This is a genomic window from Shewanella sp. GutCb (genome assembly GCF_002836135.1).
Taxonomy (GTDB): Bacteria; Pseudomonadota; Gammaproteobacteria; order Enterobacterales; family Shewanellaceae; genus Shewanella.
Genome location: NZ_PJBL01000019.1, coordinates 102430 through 125848, shown reverse-complemented (window position 1 = coordinate 125848; position 23419 = coordinate 102430). Strand labels below are relative to the sequence as shown.

Below are 23419 nucleotides of genomic sequence, written 5' to 3'. Positions count from 1 at the left end.
GGAAGCAGTAAAAGATGAGTATGAAATTAGAAGAGCTATTTGAAAAGTTTGTAGATCGCCCTATCGAAGGTGTGATTAAGGCAGACGACGATGTAGCCTTGTACCTTGAGTTGGATGAGTATGTAATTACAGATGAAGTCGCTAAACGACTTGATATCTTCCTCGATGCCTATCTGAATTATCAAGGTGCCAATGGTGTTTGGGTGTCAGGTTTTTTTGGGTCGGGTAAATCTCATCTGCTGAAAATGCTTGCTTTATTATTAGAAAATAGCCCTATCGAAGACATTACTCCTTTAGAGGTTTTCTTGGAGAAGCGCCCTCTAAATGAAGGTGGTATCTTTGCTAATGATCTTAAACGAGCAGTAACTATTCCTTCAGAGAGTATCCTGTTTAATATCGACCAAAAGGCCGATGTCATCAGTAAAACAGAGATGGATGCTCTTATCGCTGTATTTGTTAAAGTCTTCGATGAGCACTGTGGCTTTTATGGCAAGCAAGCCTATATTGCACAGTTTGAACGTGAGTTAGCTGATGATGGCCTTTTAGAAGATTTTGTCAGCATTTTCAAAAATATCAGTGGCATGGAATGGGGAAAAGGTCGTGCGCGAGCCAAGCGAATGGGCGACTCTATCGATAAAGCTTACAACAAAGTATCCGCTCAAAGTGTCACAGGTATTTTAGATAAATACCGTGCAGACTACCGACTCTCTATTGAAGATTTTGCTGAGCAAGTGCAAAGCTATATTGCAACGCAGAAAGAGGGTTTCCGCTTAAACTTCTTTATCGATGAGGTTGGTCAATATATAGCAGGTAATACTAAGCTGATGACCAACTTGCAAACTGTTGCAGAGAGCCTGGCTACCAAGTGTAAAGGTCAGGCTTGGGTTATTGTCACGGCACAGGAGGATATGTCTTCGGTACTAGGTGAAGCAAGCCAAAAGAGTGAGAATGACTTTACTAAGATTCAGGCCCGTTTTAAAAATCGGATGAAATTGACTAGTCAAGATGTGGCTGAGGTCATTCAACGCCGCCTGCTTGAGAAAAAAGAAAAATTTGTCCCAACTCTATCAGACCTATTCCATCAACAAGAGAATAATTTTAAAACTCTATTTGATTTTGCCGATGGCTCTCAAACCTATCGCAACTACCGCGATAGAGAGCACTTTATTCAAAGTTACCCCTTCATCCCCTATCAGTTTACCCTGTTCCAGTCAGCAATTCAGAACCTGTCTGCCCATAGTGCCTTCGAAGGTAAGCACAGCTCAGTGGGTGAACGCTCCATGTTGGGTGTATTCCAGGAAGTAGCTATTGCCATTAAAGACCATCAACTTGGGGAGCTGGCTACTTTCGACCTAATGTTTGAAGGTATCCGCACAGCACTCAAAACAGCGATCCAGCAATCCATTATCAAGGCAGAAAAGCAACTAGATAATAAATTTGCAATACGCCTCCTTAAATCCTTATTCCTAGTTAAATACGTCAAAGAGTTTAAGCCTAGTGTGCGCAATCTTTGCGTGTTAATGCACGATAGCTTCGAGCGTGATATTCCGTCACTAAAGCTGGAAATAGAAGAAGCCTTAAACCTGCTGGAAAAGGAGAGCTACATCCAGCGTAATGGCGAAGTCTACGAATACCTTACTGATGAAGAGCAAGATATTGAGCAAGAGATCAAGAATACTGAGGTAGACAACTCAGTCATTACCAGTGAGCTCGAAAAGCTAATCTACGATGCAGTCCTTAAAACTAGAAAAATTCGCTGGGAAGAAAATAAACAAGATTACAGCTTTAGTCGTAAACTGGATGACAACCTTTCAGGGCGTGAGCATGAGCTAGCTATCAACGTTATCTCACCGTTTCATGACTTTTCAGATCAACTGGAAAAACACAAAGTTGATACAGTCTATGCCGATGAAGTAAGAATCGTGATGGCTGACAATGAGCGTCTAGTCAGGGATCTCATCCTCTATCATCAGACGGAAAAGTACTCCGTACACGCAACTAAAACCACTCAGCAAGATTCCATTAAGCGAATTATTGCCGAGAAACGCAGCTATAACGCAGAGCGACTATTACAGTTAAAGCAGTTGGTAGCCAAGTTGATCGGTACTGCTAAATATTATGTCGCAGGACAAGATCTCGAACTCACAGGTGACGACGGTCAAAGTAAAATAATCAAAGCCTTTGGCGAGTTGATTAAACGCACCTACCCCAACCTAAAAATGTTGCGTGAAGTAAGTTATAGCGAAAACGACATTCCAGGTATTCTCACCAAAGCAGAGCAAGGCCTTTTTGGTGATGAAACTCAACTGCCTGAATCCCAGCAAGAGATGCTTTCCTTTATTCAGAGCAATAGTCGTGGCGGTGTAAGAACTACGATAAAGTCCTTGTTAGAAAAATTTGAAGGTAAGCCTTACGGTTGGTCATTTGCGGCGGTACTTTGTACGCTTGCGCACCTCTGTGGCCGTGCTAAGGTCGAAGTACGAGAGTCAACAAATCTATTGGATGATGCTGAATTAGCTAGATCGCTGAAGAATACAGCCTTGCATGGCAGCTTGATACTCGAGCCACAAGTAGAATTCAGCCAGTCGCAAATCAGAAAAGTAAAAGAGTTCTACAATGACTACTTCGATAAAGTAGCTCATGCCACTGAGGTAAAGGCATTAACCAAAGAGGTACAGGAAGATTTTGTCGAACAAGCGAATGTGCTGGATAAGCTTTTGGCCCAATCGGAGCAATACCCCTTCATTCGCGCCTTATCGCCTATTTTAATCGAAATACAAGCACTTAAAGCAAAGCCTTATACTTGGTTCATGTCAGAACTAACTTGCGATGAAGACAAGTGGTTCGACTTCAAAGAGAACGCCATAGACCCGATTATCAAGTTTATGAGGGGCCCTCAAAAAGCCAACTATGATAAGGCAAAACAGCTATTAACGACTCAAAAGCCCAACCTTGAATATGTGAGCAGCTTAAACGGAAAAAGCGCCTATCAATACATAACCGATGCTTTAGTCAGCCCTGATATATTCAAAAGCAGTGCTATGGTGCAACTAAAGGCCAATGCTGAAAGCTTAGAAAAAGAGCTAAACGAGCTTTTAGTTAAAGAACGTGAACTGGCGATTAGCAGTGTCGAGTCGTTGAAGGAAAAACTGACCGGTTTTAATGAATATCAGGCATTAGATAAGAGTAAACAAGCATCGTTAGCATCGGCCTTCGATGCAGCGATTGGCAAACTCAATGACCAGAGCCTGATCGCCATGCTTAGGGATGAAGTGCGCCGTTTTGAGGATCAAAACTATTCAAATCTAGTCCAGCAGTTAATGACCTGGAGTCAGCCTACTCCAGAACCTGCTAAACCAAAGCACTCAACTACAAGGCAACCTAAAGCTACGGGTAAAGATAGTGATGAGTCATCTCTGGAAAAAACTAGTGTAGAAGAGTCAACTGCTGCACCGCAAACTATAGCTGCCAGAAACATGAAAGTGGACTTTCACAAACCTTGGTTGGCGAGTGAGCAAGATGTAGAACAGTACCTAGAAGAGTATAAAAAGGCGCTATTAGCAGCGATTAATGATGGGAAGCATATACAGTTATGATCAGTAAAATCGTATTAGAAAACTTCTCTGCTTTTAAAAAGGTTGAGTTAGATTGTTCATCGCAGATTAATATTATCGTAGGTGAAAACAGTTGCGGTAAAACCCAGATTTTGAAAGCAGCATATGCCTTAAGTCAGATTGCTACTATCAAAGATGAACAGGGCTCAGAAGAGGCCGTCAAGAAGTTGTTGAGAGATTTGTTTAAGCCAAGAAGCAGAACAGTTGGCGGCCTTGTAAATAGACAGGTTGGTATCGATTGTAAGATCCTCATTGAAGATAGCTATGGTATTCCATTTGAGCTGGGGATTCAGTCAAAGTCTGACTCATCGGTTAATCTAAAGGCTACACAGGATACTGACTTAGAGTCAGGTGTCTTTATTCCTACTAAAGAGGTTTTAACACTTCTGCCCGCAATAAATAGTGGTGCTGTTGATGCTAAGCAGCTGTCTGCATTGTTCGATGGAACTGTGGTCGATTTATGTAACGCTTTCATCAAGGGCGACACGATTGATGAGAAGCAGTTGCTTAACTCTGATCAGCGATTAGGCGGTGTACTCAAACTACTGAATGAAAACGTTGGTGGTCAATACCGCTGCCGGGGTAAAGAGCACTATTTCGTATCTGGTAAGTATGAAGAATACAAAGACAAAGAGAGGAAGGGAATTTACTGGTTTAAACCTGAGCCTGATAGTGAACTATCAACAACCATGACTGCAGAGGGATATCGGAAAATTGGTATGCTTCAGCAGTTAATTCTCAATGGTGGAATCAATAACTCTTCAAAGAGCTCGTTGTTCTGGGACGAGCCAGAGTCAAATCTTAACCCCAAATTAATGCGAATGGTAGTGAAGTCATTGTTAGATATTTCCCGTAACGGCAAGCAGATTTTTATTGCCACGCATGAATATGTGCTATTGAAGTGGTTTGATCTTTTAGCCAATAAACAACAGAGAGTTGGCGATAATATTAAATATCACCTGTTGAGTAAAGATCCTGAAACTGGGGAGGTGACTTGTGAATCCTCTGACGATTATTCTTTAATTAGCGAGTCAGCGATCTCTGATACTTATGCGGAACTTTATGATGCTGAAATTGAGCGCTCACTTGGAGGGAGGAGATGAAGACACTTCAAGAAGAAGATTTGATTTTTGACTTCACCTTTGCTGATAAAGCTGAGAGGTTTGATGATAAAAAGCTTCATGGCAACAAAAGTACTATGAAAAAAGTTGACTTTATTCTTGAGGATAAAGATAGGTTAATCTTCCTTGAAGTAAAAGATCCAGACATCCCTGGAGCACAGAACATCGATCAGTTTAGAACTGACTTAAATGACGGGGCTCTTATTTCAGATCTTGCAGGAAAGTATAGAGATTCTCTTCTATTTTCTATATTTAGAGGCCCAATAGACAAGCCTGTTGACTACGTAGTATTACTGAGTATGGCTGTTTTAGAAGATGCTTTGATTTTACATAAAATAGATGCACTTAAAAAAGCAATTCCACTCACGCATAAGCGCTGGGGTCAACCCGCTGCCAACTCATGCGTTATTCTTAAGTTAGATACGTACAAGAAAATATTTGGTGACCAATCTGTTTGGCGTGCCAGTGATTTTTAGGGTAAAAAATGGAAACTAGTAGACTAAAAAAGTTCGCCCAATATGCACGTCGTAGCTTAATCGACCAGGTCGAAAGTAAGCTCAAGTTAGTTTTAGCTAATGAGAGTCAAGCTCGCCGTGAATCCCCTAAGGCTGTAGCAGAATTAGAGAAGAAACTTAAACAGCAAGGTGGAGGTGAAAAGGCAAGAGAGCAGCTTGAAGAGCAAGTGGCCTACACCTGGTTTAACCGCTTTTGTGCCCTGCGTTTTATGGATGTTAATCAATACAACCGTATTATGGTGCTATCGCCTTTACCTGGTCAGTTCCAGCCAGAAATATTGGCTGAGGCCAAGGCGGGGCATATTGATGAAGGCATCGTCAATAAAGCAACTCAAGAAAAGATCTTTGGCCTGCTTGGTGGTTCTATCGCAAGTCGTGATGGCCAGTCAGAGGCGTTTCGTTTATTGATCGTTGCCGTCTGTAATGACTTGCATCAAGTCATGCCCTACTTGTTTGAGCGCATTGAAGACTACACTGAACTTCTGATGCCAGATGACTTGTTGTCTGGTAACTCTATTCTAGCTTATACCCGTGAGGCAATGACTCCGGAAGCTTGTGAGTCGGTTGAGTCTATTGGTTGGCTCTATCAGTTCTATATATCCGAGAAGAAAGATCAAGTCTTCGATGATCTAAAGAAAAACAAAAAGATCACTGCAGAGAATATTCCGGCTGCTACTCAGTTGTTTACCCCTCACTGGATAGTTCGCTATCTAGTCGAAAACTCTCTGGGGCGACTGTGGATGTTGAATAATCCGAGCTCAAAAGTGATCGAGCAGATGGATTATTACATTAAGCCAGCGCCTGCTGCGAATGGTGAAGAGCAAGCCGAAACGGATTTTTTACGCATTAGCAGTCCTGAAGAGATTAAAATTTGCGATCCAGCATGTGGCTCTGGACACATGCTAACCTATGCGTATGATCTTCTATATGCAATTTATTCCTCAATGGGTGAATACGATGATGCTGAAATCCCAGGGTTAATTCTCACTAAAAACCTATATGGTATTGAGATTGATGAACGTGCCGCTGAATTAGCAGCCTTTGCATTGACTATGAAAGCGATTAAAGGTAACCCTAAAAATGAGGGCAATAATCGCCGCCGCTTCTTCCGTAACCCCATAAAACCTAATATCTGCCGTTTAGAGAAGGTTGTTTTCTCTGATGATGAGCTTGATAGCTATATCGACTTTGCAGGTAAAGATTCATTTAATCAGGATCTAAGAGCAACGCTTAAAGAGTTTGAAGAAGCGAATAATTTTGGCTCTTTAATTCAGCCAACTTTGAATAACCCTGCCGACATTAAAGCAACTTTAGAGGCTAAAGATATCTCGGGTGAGTTTTTCTTGGCAGATACCCATGAGTCTGTTTTGAAGGTATTGGTGCAAGCCGATTATTTAGCTCCGAAGTATCATGTAGTAATAGCGAACCCTCCTTATATGGGAGTAAAAGGAATGAATGGCCGTTTATCGAGCTGGTTGAAAGGGAACTACCCATCCAGTAAGGCTGATCTTTACTCAGCTTTCATTGAAAGAAATTTGTACTTGCTAGTGTTTGGCGGCTTCTCAGCTTCTATAACAATGCAAAATTGGATGTTTCTTTCTTCATTTGAACGATTACGGGAAAAAATCCTTACTACAAAACATATTGATAGTATGTTGCACCTCGGAACAAGAGCCTTTGATAGCATTGGGGGGGAGGTTGTCTCTACAACCGCATTTGTTGCTGTGAACTCAAAAGCATCTGAAAAAAAAGGTTCCTATTTTCGTCTAGTTTCAGGGAAATCTGAAAAAGAAAAAATTGAACATTTCATGAAGTTAAAAGCCAATAGCCAGGGGGCAGATTTGTTTTTTGCTGCTAACAATGATTTTGTTAAAGTTCCAGGAACCCCACTTTCTTACTGGATTTCGGGAACTGTTAGAAATCTGTTTAGTGGGTGTTCAAAAGTTGGGAGTATTTCCGACTACAAGCAAGGGTTGGCAACATGTAATAATGACTTATTTGTTAGATCTTGGCATGAAGTCTCACTTAAGAAAACGAATATAACTACTCTACCAATGCATAATAAGGAAGAAGCTAGTGACTACAAATGGTTTCCTTTTATTAAAGGTGGAGAAGGAAGAAAGTGGTATGGGAACTATGATCTTTTAGTTAACTGGGAAAATGATGGACAGGATATTCATGAATACAACTCCCTGCCTATGGACTACAACGGCGCTCCTTTAAGGGCTAAGAAATACTACTTCAACGAAGGGTTGAATTGGTCAAGTATAGCTTCTTCATTTTTTGCTGTTCGTTACTCTATTCCGGGCTCAATATTTGGAACTGGTGGCTCGTCCGGCTTTTCTACTAAGGTAGATATTAAGGAGTTAATTGCATTTTTTAATTCAAAAGTTGCAGGCTATTTAAAAGAGTCGTTAAGTATGTCTCTCAATGTAGAAGTTGGTCATGTTTCTGCTCTACCATATCTAGATGCTCTTAAAGGGAATGTATCTGCTCCTGAAGAGCTTATTGAAATCCATAAGCGTGATTGGGATAACTATGAAACCTCTTGGGATTTCAAAGTCAATTGCTTAGCTTCGCAAGGGAGTTATACAACATTATTGGAACAAGCTTACACCAAATTACGAAATAATTGGAATGATATAGTGAAGCGTACTCATTTTTTGGAGAAGCAAAATAATAAATTATTCGTTGAGGAATATGGCCTTACTAAAGAGCTTGAATTTGATATACCTGAAGAAGAAATAACGTTGAGCATAAACCCTTCATATCGCTATTTAAACCTAGCTAACTATAAAGATAGAGAGGTCCAACTAAAACGTGATGTAGTTATTGATTTTATAGCATATTCTGTAGGCTGCATGTTTGGAAGGTATTCACTGAATAAAAAGGGGCTCATCCTAGCCAATCAAGGCGCTACTCTTGAAGATTACTTAAAACAAGTCCCCCACGCATCCATTATGCCGGATAAGGATAACGTAATCCCGCTTATCGACTTCGACGGTGACTGGTTTGAGGATGATATAGCAGAATGCTTTAAGTTGTTCCTCACAGCCACATTTGGTGAAGAGCACTTTACCGAAAACCTGACTTTCATCGAAGGGGCTATAGGTAAAGACATCAAGAAGTTCTTCCTGAAGGACTTCTATACCGATCATATTAAACGCTACAAAAAGCGGCCTATCTATTGGATGTTCTCCAGTCCGAAGGGCTCGTTCAATGCGTTGATCTATATGCACCGCTACCGTCCAGATACAGTAAGTGTGGTGCTGAACGATTACCTGCGTGAATTCCGCACCAAGCTACAGGCTCGTAAAGAGAGCTATGAACAAATAGAGATCAGTGCTTCAGCCTCACAAGGTGAGAAGACTAAAGCGATAAAAGCCATCCAGAAAGTCAACAAGGTGCTGGATGAAATTAACGACTATGAGCATGACACTCTTTATCCGTTAGCTGGTAAGTCACCAGAGATCGATCTGGATGACGGGGTGAAGCATAACTACCCGTTATTTGGTAAAGCACTTAAAAAAGTGACAGGATTGTCTTAAGGGATAGCCATGGCAGGTGATTACGAAAAAGCGATCAGTATTATTGAGGCAGTAGAGAAAATCCGCAGTAACGATTTTCTCTTGCCTGCTATTCAACGTAAATTTGTCTGGAGTAGCCACCAGATATGTGTGTTGTTTGACTCGTTAATGCGTGGCTACCCCATCAACAGCTTTATGATGTGGGAAGTTAAAGAAGGTAAAATTAAGAACAACTATAAGTTTTATAAATTTATAGAGGGCTATTGTCAGCGTTTTAACGAAGAGAACCCGCACGTACCTACTGATGCTAGTTTTAAGAACTTCCAGGCAGTGATTGACGGGCAGCAGCGGCTCACATCACTATATATTGGTTTGTGCAGTACCTATGCTTATAAGCAACCTAGAGTTTGGTGGCCTAATGCGCAGGACGATACAGTGCTACCACCACGTAAACTGTACCTAGATTTATTAATGCCGATTGAATCGGATGATAATGAGTCAATGATGCAGTATAACTTTCGCTTTTTAACTGACAAACAGTTTGAAGAGTCTAGAGGTGATCATCACTGGTATTGCCTACACAACATCTTACGGGAGGCGTGTTTTAGTGAATCTGATGATGTGTTAATGAATGTCGTTTTGCCCTATGTTTCAAAGCATAACTTGCAAGAGAACACGTTTGCTCGCAAGACACTGCTAAAGCTTTATTCAGCTATACGCAGTCAGAAGCTCATTCACTATTTTAATGAAAAAGAGCAGAAGATTGATCATGTTTTGGATGTGTTTATCAGAACAAATAGTGGTGGCACCAAGCTCGATTTCTCCGATCTGTTGATGTCGATTGCCGTTGCTAACTGGAATGGTGACTTCCGTAAGGAGATTGATACCTTAGTAAAGGAGATTAATCAAAGTGCCGAGATGGGCTTTTACGTAGGGAGGGACTGGATCCTTAAAACCTGCCTGATGCTCACTGAATCAGATGTGAAATTTAAGGTGAAGAACTTTAAAGCAGAGCAAGTTGAGGCAATTCAGAGCCAATGGGAAGCAATTAAGCACTGTATAAAAGAAACCTTTAAAGCTATTCGCCGCTTTGGTATCAACCCCCAGTCCTTAACCTCTAAGAATGCGGTTATCCCTATTTGCTACTACCTGTATACGAAAGAGTCTGATGGAGAGGCTTTATTTCGTCGGATAAATAATCTATCTAAAGAGTTTGAGCAACGAAAAGTGATTAGCCAGTGGTTTTATATGGCATTGATAAAAGGAGTTTTCGGTGGCAACTCCGATACAATGCTCTCTGGTATGAGGGACGTATTGAAAGAGTTCAATGACGAGCCGCTGTTTCCACTTGAACAGATAATTGACAGGTATAAAGCTTCCAATAAAGACCTCAGATTTAATGCTGAATACATTGAGAGTCTTTTGGACATTCAATATGGTGAGGGGCGATGCCGAGCTTTGTTACATCTATTATTTCCTGAGATGAACCCCACAGAAATATTTCATATTGATCACCTGCACCCCAGTAAGGCATTCAATAAAAAAGAATTAAAAAAGGTCGACTTTTTATCAGAAAATGAAGAAACCATGGCTTTTTATACAGACTCAAAACATTGGAACAGCATTGCAAACTTACATCTGTTGAATGACTCGCAGAATATGTCTAAAAAGGCTATGCCGCTAGAAGAGTGGATAGAGGCTTCTGGGGTCACTCTAACGAAAAATAGCCTGCTTTTAGATGAGACTGTGAGTTTGTCTTTTTCTGAGTTTAAGGCATTCTACGCAGCTCGAAGGGCTGCGCTAAAAATTAGGTTGCAAGATAGGGTCTTTATGACTGATGTATTAAGCCTAGAAAGTATTGATGATGATCTTGATGAAGAAGTCGTTGATGAGGAAGTAGCATGACATCTAGAATTTCTGTTGCGCTCAAGCGCCTGTTTGCTAAGCACAGAATTGTTTTTTGGTATGATGACAAGCAAGAGCTTCGTGCCGATTATGAATCCTTAGAGCTAGAAAATATTGAAAAAATTGAAATTGATAATAATGAATTTTCTATAAAACATAGACTGTTACGTGGTGCGCCGAAAACAAACTTTTTGTTGTACAAAGAGGGGAATCAACCTGAGCCGCTCAATAACTGGCTATATGACGTAGAGCTTGCAAATGTCACTTTTAGAACTGATCAAGTGGCTATTTGGCTAAGTGAGCTTGAGTTGCCGAGTGAGTTTTCCGAGTTGATAGAGAGCCATACGGCATTTTTCGAACCTCAAGGGAAAGAGCAAGACGCGCTTTCAGAAGCCGAATCAAGAAAGCAAACATTGAAGGGCTTACTTGAACCCGATGACACCCTTAGCCGTGCTAGGCTCAAAATGTTGGCGATTTCAGTCGGTTTGAAGCAAAAAGGTGATACTAGATTAGATGTCATTTTAGAGTTATTGATGGCTGATATGGCAGTTGGCAAACTATATTCGTTTATTGAACGTTGTAATCTTCAACAATTTTTATGGCAACAGGTAACTAATAGTTATGGTTATCAGACTGATAGTCCATCAGTTAAGGATTTTGTTCTTGAGTTATTTAAGTTTTGCTATTTAGCTGAACTTTCAACAGGGCTACAAGGAACGAGAATAGGTTCAGACGCTTCTCAAAAGCATAATATGACAAATAACGCTTTGGTGTTTTTCAAGCGTTGGAAGGATAGCCGGGCCCATCAGCGGACATTTGAATGGCTTTCTGAGCAGTGTTCCAACTTTATGGATATCGAGAGTGATTTACAACATAGATCGCTCAGGGAAGTTTTAGATTTAGATTATTTCAGTGTAATAGATAGAAAAGTTATTCATGAGCTTGTTCACGGGGTAGCCGAGCGAACTCTATCTCAAGGCGAGGTTGCCCTTTGGTGTCGCCAGCGACGACATGGGCATTGGTATAGCGAGTATAGACTGCTATACAGTGCGGTTGACGTTGCTAGCCAGTTTTTTGCGCTGTTGGATGTTGTTAAACTTGATATGCCAAGCGCGACTCAAGCCGTACACAGATATACGAGCCAGTGGTTTAAACTTGATCAGCTCTATCGCCAGTATGTTTACGCACTTAAGGTTTCGTCTCAGCACACCTTGCTTTGTATATTAACCGAGCAGATCGAAAACCTATATGTTAATAGCTTTGTACAGCCACTTACAAATGCATGGCAGCATCATGTTGATGCTATGGGCTCTTGGCAAGTGGCGGATGTGGCCCCTCAAAACAAGTTTTTCGAAAATTATGTAGTAGGTCAATATTTAGCAAAGAAGAAAAAAGTTTGCGTGATCATATCTGATGCCTTCCGCTATGAAGCTGGTGAAGAGATGGTTAGTAGGATAAGGCAGGAAGATCGCTATGAAGCGAGCCTTAACCATGCTTTATCCGCAATGCCAAGCTATACACAACTTGGAATGGCATCGCTACTACCTCAATCTAAAGATTACCCGCTACAGTTAGCTGACAATAAAACAGGTACTGTGTTGATGGGGGGGCTTTCTACACAAGGTAAAGATAGTAGAAATAAAATATTAAAAACTATTCACGGTGAAAGAGCGAGTGCAGTTCTAGCTAAAGACCTCATTGAAATGAATCAGGCTAATACAAGAGAATTAGTGAAAGCTAATGATGTTTTGTATGTTTATCATAATCGCATTGACCATACCGGTGACAAAATGCAGTCTGAAGGGGAAGCGTTTGAAGCTGCCGAGAAGACTTTTGATGATTTAACGAAGCTTGTTAAAAAGCTGACTAATGGTAATGCCAGTAATATTTTGATCACTGCGGATCATGGATTTATCTATCAAAATAGTACTCTAGATGAGAGTGACTATTTGGCCAAAGATATTGAAGGTGACATTTTATATAACGATAGACGATTTGTACTAGGTAAAGGCTTGTCATGCGGGAAGTCACTAAAAGTATTTAGTAGCAACGAACTGGGTGTAAGCGGTGATGTTCATGCTGTGGTACCAAAAGGTATACAGCGTTTGCGATTAAGTGGCTCAGGAAGTCGATTTGTGCATGGAGGAGCTTCACTCCAGGAAGTAATCGTTCCAGTTATTAGCATCAATAAGAAACGTTCGAGTGATACTAAAATGGTGGATGTTGATGTGCTTAGAAGTGGCTCTAGTGTTATTACCAGTGGTCAGATATCAGTTACGCTATATCAAGCAGAAGCCGTTACTGATAAGACTCATGCGAGAACATTACGTTTAGGCATCTATGCAGAATCAGGCACATTGATCTCAGATAGCCATACTGTTGAGCTAGACCTGACTTCTGAGCATCCACGTGAACGTGAGATGAAGTTACGCTTCTTACTCAACCAAGAAGCAGACTCTGCGAATAATGAAGAGGTTATATTAAAGCTAGTTGAGCCTGTGATTGGAACTAACCAGTTCCAAGATTACAAACAATTGCGCTATACCATTCGTCGATCTTTCACATCTGATTTTGATTTTTAATCTGATGAATATAGAAACGGAAAAAGCTGAAATGGACTTTGGCATACTTAACATATGGGTAAACAAATGAACGAACTCAATCAAAAAATTTGTAGTGAATTTGCTGGCCTTGTTGTAAGAAAGGATCTGGTTAAGACCGTAAAAGGCAATGCAATTGTTCCTTCATATGTTTTGGAATACTTACTTGGGCAGTATTGTGCAACTAGCGACGAAGCAAGTATTGAGTCCGGCATCCAAACAGTTAAGGAAATTTTAGCTAAACATTATGTTCACCGTAATGAAGCTGGGTTAATTCGTTCTACCATTCGTGAAAAGGGTCGTCATAAAGTCATTGATAAGGTAAGTGTCTCTTTAAATGACAAAAAAGATGTCTATGAAACAGAGTTCTCAAATCTTGGTATTAAAAAAGTTCTGATTGACTCTGGAACAGTAAAAAAGCATCCCAAGCTATTGGTCGGTGGTGTCTGGGTTATTGCAGACGTAGAGTATGATCATACTGAAGATAAAGATGCTAGCCCTTGGATTCTGAGCACCATCAAACCAATTCAAATGTCTCATTTGGATTATGACCGTTATATCGGCGCTCGTAGTAAGTTTAGTCTTGATGAGTGGATTGATGTACTGGTGCAGAGCATTGGCTTCAACCCAGAGTTTTTTGGTCGCAGAAGCAAACTGATGCAGTTAGTGCGCTTAATCCCTTTTTGTGAGCGTAATTTCAACTTAATAGAACTAGGCCCTAAAGGTACTGGTAAATCGCATATTTTCTCTGAGTTTTCGCCTCACGGTATTTTAATATCTGGTGGTGAAGTAACAGTTCCCAAACTATTCGTGAATAACTCTAGTGGGAAGTTAGGCTTAGTCGGTTACTGGGATACTGTTGCATTTGATGAATTTGCAGGAAAACAAAAGAAAGTAGATAAAGCTTTAGTCGATATCATGAAAAACTATATGGCGAACAAGTCTTTTTCTCGTGGTGTTGAAATGTTAGGTGCAGATGCGTCGATGGCATTTATTGGTAATACCGAACACAGCGTGCCCTATATGTTGAAGCACTCAGACCTATTCGACGCATTGCCTGAGAAATTCTATGATTCAGCCTTTTTAGATCGCCTTCATTTTTACATTCCGGGCTGGGAAATAGATATTATTCGTGGTGAAATGTTCTCAAGTAGCTATGGGTTTGTGGTTGATTACCTTGCTGAGGTGCTTCGTCATTTAAGGAACCAAGATTATTCCGATCACTATAGCGAATACTTTAAAATATCACCGCAGATATCGACTCGTGATAGGGATGCGATTCATAAAACCTTTTCAGGCTTAATGAAGATATTATTCCCGCAAGGGGGCGCTTCTGAAGAAGAAATTGAAGAGATCTTAAAGTTTTCGATGGAAGGTAGAAAGCGGGTAAAAGATCAGTTGTTTAGAATTGATAGCACTTATGCTGATGTTAACTTTGCTTACACTGATAAAGCAAACAAAGAGACACCTGTTCAAACTCTTGAAGAGCTGCAATACCCTAACTACTTCAACAAAACGGTAGGAGATGTAACAGATATAGGGATGCCAGAGCCTGAAGTTATCTCTTCACAAGAATCACCGAATAAAGCACAACCTAATACAGATGAGCCCTCAGCTACGGTTAATGATGAGGCAGCTTTAAAAGAGCAACATCTAACATTTTCAGAGAACCAACGAGGAGTTAGTTATGACTCCTTATTTGGGCCTTACTTGAAAGGTGCGAAGCTCATTACGATAACTGATCCCTATATTCGTATTTTCTATCAAGCAAAAAACTTGATGGAGTTGCTTGAGACTATCGTTAAGCAAAAAGCTGAGGAGGATGAGGTTGTTGTCAGTTTAGTTACTGTTGAGGATGAGTTTAAAGGCGAACAGCAACGAGAGCACTTTGATAAAATTCAAAGCTCTATGTTTGCAGTGGGTATCAAATTCGCGTACTCATTTGATACATCAGGTAGTCAACACGCTAGGCATATAATAACCGATACTGGTTGGAAGGTTTCCTTAGACCGTGGCTTAGACATTTTTCAGCAATATGATGTAAATGATGCTTTTAGCTTATCAACAAGATTACAGAAACACCGCTCTTGTAAGCAGTTTGAAGTTACGTTTATAAAAGTTGAATAGTAATGTTGCCTCCGAGTGATGAGTCGTTACAAAGCTATATCTTTAGGCGTGAATTTCTGAATGGTGGTACTAATTTTTCTTCACTTATTTCTAGGGATGGAATGTGGGTGACTCATGTAGAGTTAGACGACATTCAAAAAGATTACTTTGTTCATGATAAGGAAAAGCTATTGCTTTCAATGATCAAGAGTAATTATGCTGCGGTTGTGCAGTTAGATTTTTTTCATAACCCATTTTATTACCTTGAGCTGTTTAAGTATGTTTTTAAAAATCAAACTAATGCTAGCTCGATGCAGCAGTTTTCAAACTTTAAGCGTTGTTATAAAAAAGTCTCTTTTTGTAACCTCTGCATCGCTGAGAGTATTTTTTCATATGGCTTTGGGTGCTTTAAAGAAGAATGGAGTAATGGAGAGATGTGCAAAGTTCACAATGTGCCTATCTATTACCTACCTATGGCATCTGCTCGGAAAACTATTATTTCGATTAGTGAAATATTGCAAGGGAGAATTCCTAATACAGCGCTTCAATACCCAGCTAAGGATACTCTAAGGGGTAATAGTCTTCTGACGGGGATATTTCATAGGCCTATTTCACCTTGTTTGTTCCGACTTATACATCGAAAGCTATGCCATATTATTAAGGGTTACAATTCGAAGAGCCCCTTCTATGATGAAAAACTCGATAGATATATGTTTTCAGCATACAAGGAGCTATTTTATGCATCAAGAGCCTATAAAGAAGCTAATGCTTATGTAATCAATCGTATTATCAATAAGTTGTATAGGTTTAAGTACTTTCCTGTTATTGAGGCTCTTGATGAGTTATATGAGGAGTTGGAGGTATTTAATGGTGTTGAGCAAAGTGCTTCATGCTCCGAGTGGATGCTCGTTCCTAAAATAAGAAACTGCCTAACATGTACTCATTCGAATAAGGTGTGTGGCTTATCAGATAATATTGCGATGTTTTCTTCTATTTATCAATGTAGAGGCGATATAAAAAACTACTGTGATACAGCACAGGAAAACTCTACAGCATGGTATTTTGAGTCACCTAGCTTGATCTATTCAGGTGAGTACAGTGTTGTTGATGATTTTTGGAATTTAAAAGAGAGTTCATATAATTATGATCTGCATAGCCTTTAGGCATCTATCTTAGCTGCTGACAATGAGGACTGTTCTATAAATCTAATTTGCTTTTAATTGCTGACCAATCAGGAATGTCATCGCTTCCAAAGTGGAGAATTTCCCCTTTAAAAAATTCTTGCCCTTTCCCATGTGTGTAGTCGTCTATCAAGAAATCTCCTATTAACAGCTCTTTTCTTGGAGAAATAATTAACCTATTCACGTAGTCCATACCAAGGTATTGTTCCACCCAAGTTCGCTTTTCAGTATAGCAAAGAGGGTTCATTACTGATGGAGCTGTTAGGATAAACGGGTCGTAATTAATTGATTGCAAAAGAAGATTCATAACTTTTACTGCATTTGGTATTGGTAAAAGTTCATGAAAAAAGCCAGGTTCGCTTTGTGGGAACTTAATATGAGGCCTCAATCGTTTTGCAGATAGGTGAGCGCCAGAGTAATCACATAAAGTATCATCCATATCAATGTATATGACTTTCTTTGAAATATCGTCCAAGTTTACTTTCATTTTTAGTGTTTCAATGAGCTCTTTCTGCATATAGGAATAAATATCTTCGATGTCCAGATTGATTATTTTTGCTGTATATTTGTTTTGCGTGTAATGCTGGATGCGAAGTAGGTGTAGCGATTCCATCACATATATCCAGTCTGCTTGTTCAAGCATATCTTCAGTGCAGAGCTTTGATTTATGTTTGCTGCAATACTTCTTACTTAAACCTGCTGAGCCAATGCTGTGATAGGGATACTTTATTGAAAAGTAATGTTCGGCTGTTTTTGAACGGTTGATGTTTGAAGTACACAAAAATAATATATTCATATAATTAAAAACCTCGCGCGTAAATTGTTAGTGAGAGGCGGCTTCATTGTTAATGTTTACAATTTCTATAATACAACTTTCATTCGTAGCATTTTCTTCTAGTTTACGCCAAACAGATTTTGAAAATAAAGTTAGGGCCCCTTCTAAGCGAGGTTCTAAGACATAGGTGGATGTGTGCTGTGGCCAAACATAGTTTCCACATTCATCAATCGAGTAATCGATTTCATCAGAACCAGAGCTTAAACGCCATTTCTCCGGCTCGTGAAATGCACCGCACCAAGTCGCAAAAATCCTATAAGACTTTTCTTTTCTAGAGTTGGTTACTTTTACCGCAAGCCATCCACTATTCGGTTTGTGTGTTCGTTGCTTCATTTCAGCTACTCAATGTAACGACAAATAAGTTGCAAATTTAGTCTGTGAATGTTGATATGTCAAATTTGTTAACTGTTGATTTAAAGGGATAACTTGCGAATCGCAAGTGAGTGAATACTCTATTTTTGGATCGGAGAGAACAAGTAAAATGATGAACTATAACTGGCACATTTAAAAGGCTCTGGGAGGAAATAGCATAATCTATAATGCTGTAAAGATAGGTAAAGCACTAGAACAGAAGATATTTATATTAGTGCTATTTCAGGGACGGGGAACAGTTGATTAAATTAAGGTGAGTCATGGTGTATAGAACATTTAAAAAGCGGGTTTATTGTTTGAAGGTGAAACCGCTCTTTGTTGAAACGTATTATGGCATGTATCACGCGGGGCGTGTACAGCCGCTGTTTTGTCATTGTGCATTCCATGATGAATTAGTGTCTCAGGTGCTGAGCTTGAGGGAACGGTTGATTGAAGAGGGCTTTCATCAAATTACTCAATGCCTACCAGAGGCGCGTTGGTTTTATGAGTTAAGCCAACGCTATCATCACGAAGTGAAGAGCTTCATTAACGTGACTGAAAAGGCGGTGTTCCTTACAGGTTTTCTTCCGCCGTTTGATGAGCCTCACTTCCAAACAACTAAAATACTGATAGTGGAGTTGCTCTTAAATCCAGGCCAGTTCAAGCACGTTGATCCCGTGGTCGATGTTAGTCCGTCGGTAAAAAGTATCATTGCGGAAATAGAAGCTAAAGATGCTGAACTTGAGCGTCGGCTCGAACAATCTTATGCGCTTGATAGGCTTTCTAGATCAATTAGTGAATTAGATGAGGTGTCGGTGGTCATTAATGTTGATTTAGATACATATCTGGATTTACTCAGGAAAGAGGTCGACAGTTTCACCCTGGTTGTTGAACAACTAGAGCAAGAAATAGAGGCACTCAACATGAAGCTGCTTTACCAATGTTTGAAGGTACAAAGCGGAGACTGGGTGTCATCGGATGTGGCTACACGTGGTAAGAAGCTCCAGCTGGTGGTCGAGTCTGCAAGTTACTCTGATGGTTGGTTATCTATTCGCGGCAAGAACATCACTCAGAAGGGAGGAGTAGGAAAGCGAGTTGAAAGCTTCAGGTTAGAGGTATTGCAGCATGAATATTGAAAGCAAGCTGCAATACCTCAGAAAGGCGAGGAAGCTCAGAGCAATTCTTCCGTTTCACCGAAGGCAAGTTGGTGGCATCGACGTTTTAAAAGAACAGTATTCTGAGGTGCAAGTCTTTGTGAAAGCGCTGTTTAAGCAATTAAAAGCGCAGAAGTTCGATATTCAAGTGACTCATTGGGGCGAGATTTACCTTATTGAGCCAGTTAGTGTCATCCATATTCGTTTATCTATCAATTACAAAGTGAATGCCGATGATATTGAACAGATAAAGTTAGCGCTTAAGTCAAAAGATTACATAGCGGCAGAGGGGCTAGGTTTGGCTAGAGAGCAACTGTGCGTCTCTTTTTGTGCCTATCGACCTGGAACAAAGTGGCGGTACTACCCACTTGATTTAACCTCTCAGAAATATGATGAGCTAGTTGCTCATGTCATCGCCGCAATCAAGGTTAATGTGGCGCAGTTATCCACGACAGTTAGACATGAACTGAGCAAAGATATCCATCAAGTAAGATTGGACGATCTTATGGCCTTAATCTGTTACGGTGCTGCAAAGCTCGGGTCAGAATCTCAATTGGCTCACTTAAGTAATAATAAAGAGTTGAGATTTCCTATATGCTGCAAGCTCGTAGGCCATCAGTTGATATTTTTTGGTTATTATTGCAAACAACACGAGTTTTTCCTTTCTCCGTCGTCTATGAAAATCTTTAGGATGTTGCTTCCTGAGGTTGGTGAGAGTGAAGCTGAGTTTGTTTAATGGCTTGAATAATTAGAAATGTTGATGATATCGACATGTGGGTATGGTTATGTCGACATTTTGTGTTTTGTAATACTTGCCTGTGTAGCTATTTGTTCTAAGAGTTCTAATGCAAAACAGAGCTGGACGCGAATTGGATAACGTGGAGAGTTAGGCTTACACAAACTCACTGCACTAGATAATTTTATATTTAGTAAATTTAAACGACTATTGTTAATAGTGCAGAAGGTATTAATTTCATTAGCATAAGTATTTACTTCACTACTGACTCTACGCCATCGTGCTTGATATTGTATATTATTTAACTTTATCAATGAGAGGTCACTGTTAGTGTTCGGAGGCATGTTCCTTTAGATGTATTTTACTACTAGTGGGTATTGCTTCCTAAGTCTGGAGAGCTCTTTTTTACGCTCCATTTTAGTTAGTTCGGTCATAGATACATTTTAGTCAGCCTATTCAGGTCTGGTTAAAGTAGCACTTGATACTGAATCGCAACTTAACTGTCTGCCGTTCTATATTTTAAGTGATTCAGAGATTGAATTTTTTGTAATCGGCTTGAGGTCGATGCCTTAGTTTGTATACCTTGAGCACTTGTACTAATAGAGTTAACGTTTAGCCTGTTCCCTGTACTGTGAAATATGCTGGAAACCGCACCAGAGTATATTACTCGCCACTACGGGCAAACTTTATTGTCTCATTTCTTTCTTACGGGCCAACTCTATTGTCACTGCACAAACCCGTAAATATATTAGATTAGAAAGGCCTCCAATGTAAATTGGAGGCCTTTTTAGCTAGTGCATTAACACCAGTTTAGAAAGTATAGCCAATGTCTAGACTAAATGAGCGACCTGGCGCGGGGACTTTTCCTGCCGGCGATACATCTAATCCTCGGAAGAAGTACTCATTATCAAATAGGTTGTTGACTGATAAACCTAGCTTTAAACCACTATTATTTTGCTTAAAAAGCTCAGTACCAATATTGAAGTTAACCACGGTATATTCAGGTATTTCACCCGCGGTGCCAGAGATATTTTCGTCAACGCTATTGGCTAGATCTGCAAATGATTCGCTGTAGTAGAATGCCAACAATCCTAAATCTATATCCTTGATGCTATAGAGAGCACTGGCTGAAAGTTGATGCTTTGAAGCGAAAGGTAGTTGGTTGCCTGCATATTGCCCCTCGAGTTGTTCGGTATCCAAGTAGTTATATGCACCGGTTAATGTCAGGTCTGGCAAAGACATTGGCGAGTATGTGCCCTCTAGCTCAACACCTTGGTTTTGAGTTTTACCGATATTGACGAACATGCTGATATCTCTGCTGTACTCGGCTTTGTTTTTAAAGTCGATACGATAGACCGCTAAATTCAAGTTGCTGCGCTCAGTTGGAGTAAAGCGAACACCTGCCTCATAGTTCCACGATAACTCTGACTCCAATGTTTGCCCTTTTGGCCAAAGTTGAGAGATTTGTGGTGTGCGCAATGAACGCTGCGCATTAGCATAACCAAACCAACTATCAGTAAACTCATAGCCAACGGTGATACCCGGAAGCCATTCTTGCACATGGTTGTCTTGGCTATAGTCTTGGCCCACGTTAGTAAACGTCATGCGTACATCTTCAAAGCGGATCCCCGGTGTCACCGATAATCTATCGTCAAGGAAGCCTATTTTGTCGCTGATGTAATAGGCCATGGCATTGGTGTCCATCTGCCAGTCTCGGGGGCGAACAGCAACTTGAGTCGACTTGTCGATTTGATTCAACTGATAGCTAATGTCTTCGTTTACATAACGAACGCCAGCAATAATGTGCTGAGAAATATCGCCATCGAGCAGCAAGCTAGCCTTAGGTTCAATACCAAAAACTGCAAATTCACGCGGTGAGTTACGCAAATGCGTTGCTTCTTGGGTGGTATCAGCCCAATGTGAACCTAAGTTACCGTCAGTATCACTATTTTTGTTATAAAAATCCCACTGGAAGTTACGCTTACTTTTATTGCCAAATACGGTTAAATCTAGCTCACCGTAGTCAATGGTTTTAGAGTCATCAAGCACATGATTATAGTTAAGAGAGACTCGCTTAGTGTCGGCTTCAAATTCATCATTAGGCCGCAGCGATTGGCTACGATCCGCATCATAAGCCGCTGAGTTTAGCGCGCCGGGAAGCTCTGAGAAGGCATCGTAGTATTGCAGTGTGGCATCAAGGCTGTTCTGTTCATCGATATTCCACACTGTTTTTAGCATTACGTTGGTAACGTCAGTATCGGAGTGATCTCTAAAAGACTCGCCTTTGATAAAGTTGCCATCCAAGCGCATAGAGAAGTCATCATTAACGGCTCCACCGGTGCTGATATTGGTATCATACAAATTGCGGCTATCACCAAAAAATGTAATGCGTTCATTGAGGCTCGTTTCCCAATCGGTTGAGATAGGTTTTGAGACTAGGTTAATAACGCCACCGACATTATTAGGGCCATATTGAATAGAAGCGCCACCGCGAGCCACATCGATTCTATCAATCATAAATAGGGTTGCAGGGAACAGCGATTGACCTGTATGACCGTAGGGAGCGAGCGTCATTGGAATGCCATCGAGTAAGATCTGTGCATAGCCGCTACGGCTGCTATCTAAGCCACGCACTGAAATATTGGGTAGCACACCAGTGCCACTTTCATCTTTAACTTTTAGTCCTGGTACTTGCTGTAATGCAGTATCAATTGATCTCACCGCTGTGCGTTCTAATTGCTCAGAAGTAATAATAGAGCGGTTACCGGTATACGTTTTTAGATCCGCGACTTCAGAGTCACCAAGTAAACTACCCGTGACGATAATGATTTCTGGTTTTTGCTCTGTTTTAGGTGTTTCAGCAAAGACTGCTGAGCAGTAAAAACTGCTTGAAATCGCCACTGCAATCGTGCTCAAGTTGAATATTTTGTTGCGGTTTAACATATGTGTCCCTACGATTTATTTGGTATTTTTAAGTGCTTCGAGCTGTTGTTTAAAATGTTTAAAAATCATTCCCCGATCTTCGCCTAGCAAAAATGCCTGAGTGCCTTTTTGATGCCTGCTAACTTGCTGTTCAGGTGTTCTTGGAATTGCGCAGAAAGCGATATTATTGTCACGGCAAATTTGCGCCATTTTATGAATTTGTGCTTGAACGGTGGGGTGATTCACTTGAGTGCCATAGCCCAGCGATAGGCTCAGATCTAATGCGCCCTCCAGAATCATATCGACATGATCTAAAGCTACGATTTCAGGTAGTGATGCCATACCGGCTGCGTCTTCGATCATAAGGCAGACTAAGGTTTCATCGTTGGCCTGGTCGATATAGTTTTGTAACGCTAGCGTACCGAAACCCGTATTACGGCCACCCGTGATCCCACGTGTGCCAATGGGTGGGTATTTACTGGCTTTAATGGCATTTTTAGCCATCTCTAGGCTCGACACTCGTGATACCACAATGCCCGCTGCGCCAGCATCTAAGACTTTAGCGATAGTTAGTGGATCATCATCAGGAACTCTCACCAAAAGAGTCAGTCCAGAGCAGTCTGCTGCACGAATGCAATGTGCCAGTGTCTCATCCGAAATAAGTACGTGTTCGGTATCGATAACCGCAAAATCAAAACCCGCATAAGCAAACATTTCACAAATAACAGGAGAGGGGACTGAGTTTAAGATCCCATAGATAATATCTTGTTTCGCAAGCTTTGATTTCAGCGCATTGGAGAATGGCATTGTACTCCCCCTTAAACACAAATGAGGACGCTAATTGTTCTCATT

The 23419-nt window shown here is 40.6% G+C and carries 14 protein-coding genes; 10 read left to right on the top strand and 4 right to left on the bottom strand.

The features are described from left to right. The first annotated feature begins 14 nt into the window (after window positions 1-14). The 8 genes from brxC to CXF86_RS11695 all read left to right on the top strand — a co-directional run bounded on the left by brxC (window position 15) and on the right by CXF86_RS11695 (window position 16551). On the top strand, window positions 15-3596 hold the full coding sequence (gene brxC / locus CXF86_RS11730; protein WP_257985331.1) for a BREX system P-loop protein BrxC: 3582 nt from the start codon (window positions 15-17) through the stop codon (window positions 3594-3596). Further along, window positions 3593-4717, top strand: coding sequence for an AAA family ATPase (locus CXF86_RS11725; protein WP_102039067.1), 1125 nt, complete (start codon window positions 3593-3595; stop codon window positions 4715-4717). Before brxC ends, CXF86_RS11725 begins: the two co-directional genes overlap by 4 nt. Continuing rightward, window positions 4714-5211, top strand: coding sequence for a hypothetical protein (locus tag CXF86_RS11720; RefSeq protein ID WP_102039066.1), 498 nt, complete (start codon window positions 4714-4716; stop codon window positions 5209-5211). Before CXF86_RS11725 ends, CXF86_RS11720 begins: the two co-directional genes overlap by 4 nt. An 8-nt stretch (window positions 5212-5219) precedes the next feature. Beyond that, a complete protein-coding gene (gene pglX, locus CXF86_RS11715) occupies window positions 5220-8798 on the top strand; it encodes a BREX-1 system adenine-specific DNA-methyltransferase PglX (protein ID WP_102039065.1) in 3579 nt (1192 codons plus the stop codon). A gap of 9 nt (window positions 8799-8807) precedes the next feature. Beyond that, on the top strand, window positions 8808-10682 hold the full coding sequence (locus CXF86_RS11710) for a DUF262 domain-containing protein (protein WP_102039064.1): 1875 nt from the start codon (window positions 8808-8810) through the stop codon (window positions 10680-10682). Beyond that, window positions 10679-13264, top strand: coding sequence for a BREX-1 system phosphatase PglZ type A (gene pglZ / locus CXF86_RS11705; protein WP_102039063.1), 2586 nt, complete (start codon window positions 10679-10681; stop codon window positions 13262-13264). Before CXF86_RS11710 ends, pglZ begins: the two co-directional genes overlap by 4 nt. Before the next feature lie 66 nt (window positions 13265-13330). Beyond that, window positions 13331-15409 (top strand): BREX system Lon protease-like protein BrxL, encoded by a 2079-nt coding sequence (gene brxL, locus CXF86_RS11700; RefSeq protein ID WP_102039082.1) that lies wholly within the window; start codon window positions 13331-13333, stop codon window positions 15407-15409. 107 nt (window positions 15410-15516) lie between these two features. After that, window positions 15517-16551 (top strand): hypothetical protein, encoded by a 1035-nt coding sequence (locus tag CXF86_RS11695; RefSeq protein ID WP_145992385.1) that lies wholly within the window; start codon window positions 15517-15519, stop codon window positions 16549-16551. Between the two features lie 34 nt (window positions 16552-16585). On the opposite strand, the gene CXF86_RS22930 is transcribed toward CXF86_RS11695, so the two are convergent. Both CXF86_RS22930 and CXF86_RS11685 read right to left on the bottom strand, forming a co-directional pair. After that, window positions 16586-17365, bottom strand: coding sequence for a 5' nucleotidase, NT5C type (locus CXF86_RS22930; RefSeq protein WP_219622733.1), 780 nt, complete (start codon window positions 17363-17365; stop codon window positions 16586-16588). 27 nt (window positions 17366-17392) lie between these two features. Then, window positions 17393-17737: a hypothetical protein gene (locus CXF86_RS11685; RefSeq protein WP_102039061.1), complete on the bottom strand. Its 345-nt coding sequence runs from the start codon at window positions 17735-17737 to the stop codon at window positions 17393-17395. A gap of 335 nt (window positions 17738-18072) precedes the next feature. Here CXF86_RS11685 and CXF86_RS11680 point away from each other — a divergent pair, with 335 nt between their 5' ends. Both CXF86_RS11680 and CXF86_RS11675 read left to right on the top strand, forming a co-directional pair. Then, the gene (locus CXF86_RS11680) at window positions 18073-18891 is read left to right on the top strand and encodes a hypothetical protein (protein WP_145992384.1); all 819 of its coding nucleotides are present in this window, start codon (window positions 18073-18075) and stop codon (window positions 18889-18891) included. Further along, a complete protein-coding gene (locus tag CXF86_RS11675; protein WP_102039059.1) occupies window positions 18881-19645 on the top strand; it encodes a hypothetical protein in 765 nt (254 codons plus the stop codon). The genes CXF86_RS11680 and CXF86_RS11675 overlap by 11 nt, the downstream gene beginning before the upstream one ends. 810 nt (window positions 19646-20455) lie before the next feature. Here the strand turns inward: CXF86_RS11675 and CXF86_RS11670 are convergent. Beyond that, a complete protein-coding gene (locus CXF86_RS11670; protein WP_101092000.1) occupies window positions 20456-22588 on the bottom strand; it encodes a TonB-dependent receptor family protein in 2133 nt (710 codons plus the stop codon). A gap of 15 nt (window positions 22589-22603) precedes the next feature. Further along, complete coding sequence (locus CXF86_RS11665) at window positions 22604-23374, bottom strand: HpcH/HpaI aldolase family protein (protein WP_102039058.1); 771 nt, start codon at window positions 23372-23374, stop codon at window positions 22604-22606. Window positions 23375-23419 lie beyond the last annotated feature (45 nt).

Bases quoted from the DNA above. Each gene is read 5' to 3' on its own strand.
- CXF86_RS11725 (WP_102039067.1), top strand. From the start codon at position 3,593: ATGATCAGTAAAATCGTATTAGAAAACTTCTCTGCTTTTAAAAAGGTT.
- CXF86_RS11720 (WP_102039066.1), top strand. From the start codon at position 4,714: ATGAAGACACTTCAAGAAGAAGATTTGATTTTTGACTTCACCTTTGCT.
- brxC (WP_257985331.1), top strand. From the start codon at position 15: ATGAGTATGAAATTAGAAGAGCTATTTGAAAAGTTTGTAGATCGCCCT.
- CXF86_RS11670 (WP_101092000.1), bottom strand. From the start codon at position 22,588: ATGTTAAACCGCAACAAAATATTCAACTTGAGCACGATTGCAGTGGCG.
- CXF86_RS11675 (WP_102039059.1), top strand. From the start codon at position 18,881: ATGAATATTGAAAGCAAGCTGCAATACCTCAGAAAGGCGAGGAAGCTC.
- CXF86_RS11665 (WP_102039058.1), bottom strand. From the start codon at position 23,374: ATGCCATTCTCCAATGCGCTGAAATCAAAGCTTGCGAAACAAGATATT.
- CXF86_RS11710 (WP_102039064.1), top strand. From the start codon at position 8,808: ATGGCAGGTGATTACGAAAAAGCGATCAGTATTATTGAGGCAGTAGAG.
- CXF86_RS22930 (WP_219622733.1), bottom strand. From the start codon at position 17,365: ATGAATATATTATTTTTGTGTACTTCAAACATCAACCGTTCAAAAACA.
- brxL (WP_102039082.1), top strand. From the start codon at position 13,331: ATGAACGAACTCAATCAAAAAATTTGTAGTGAATTTGCTGGCCTTGTT.
- pglZ (WP_102039063.1), top strand. From the start codon at position 10,679: ATGACATCTAGAATTTCTGTTGCGCTCAAGCGCCTGTTTGCTAAGCAC.
- CXF86_RS11685 (WP_102039061.1), bottom strand. From the start codon at position 17,737: ATGAAGCAACGAACACACAAACCGAATAGTGGATGGCTTGCGGTAAAA.
- pglX (WP_102039065.1), top strand. From the start codon at position 5,220: ATGGAAACTAGTAGACTAAAAAAGTTCGCCCAATATGCACGTCGTAGC.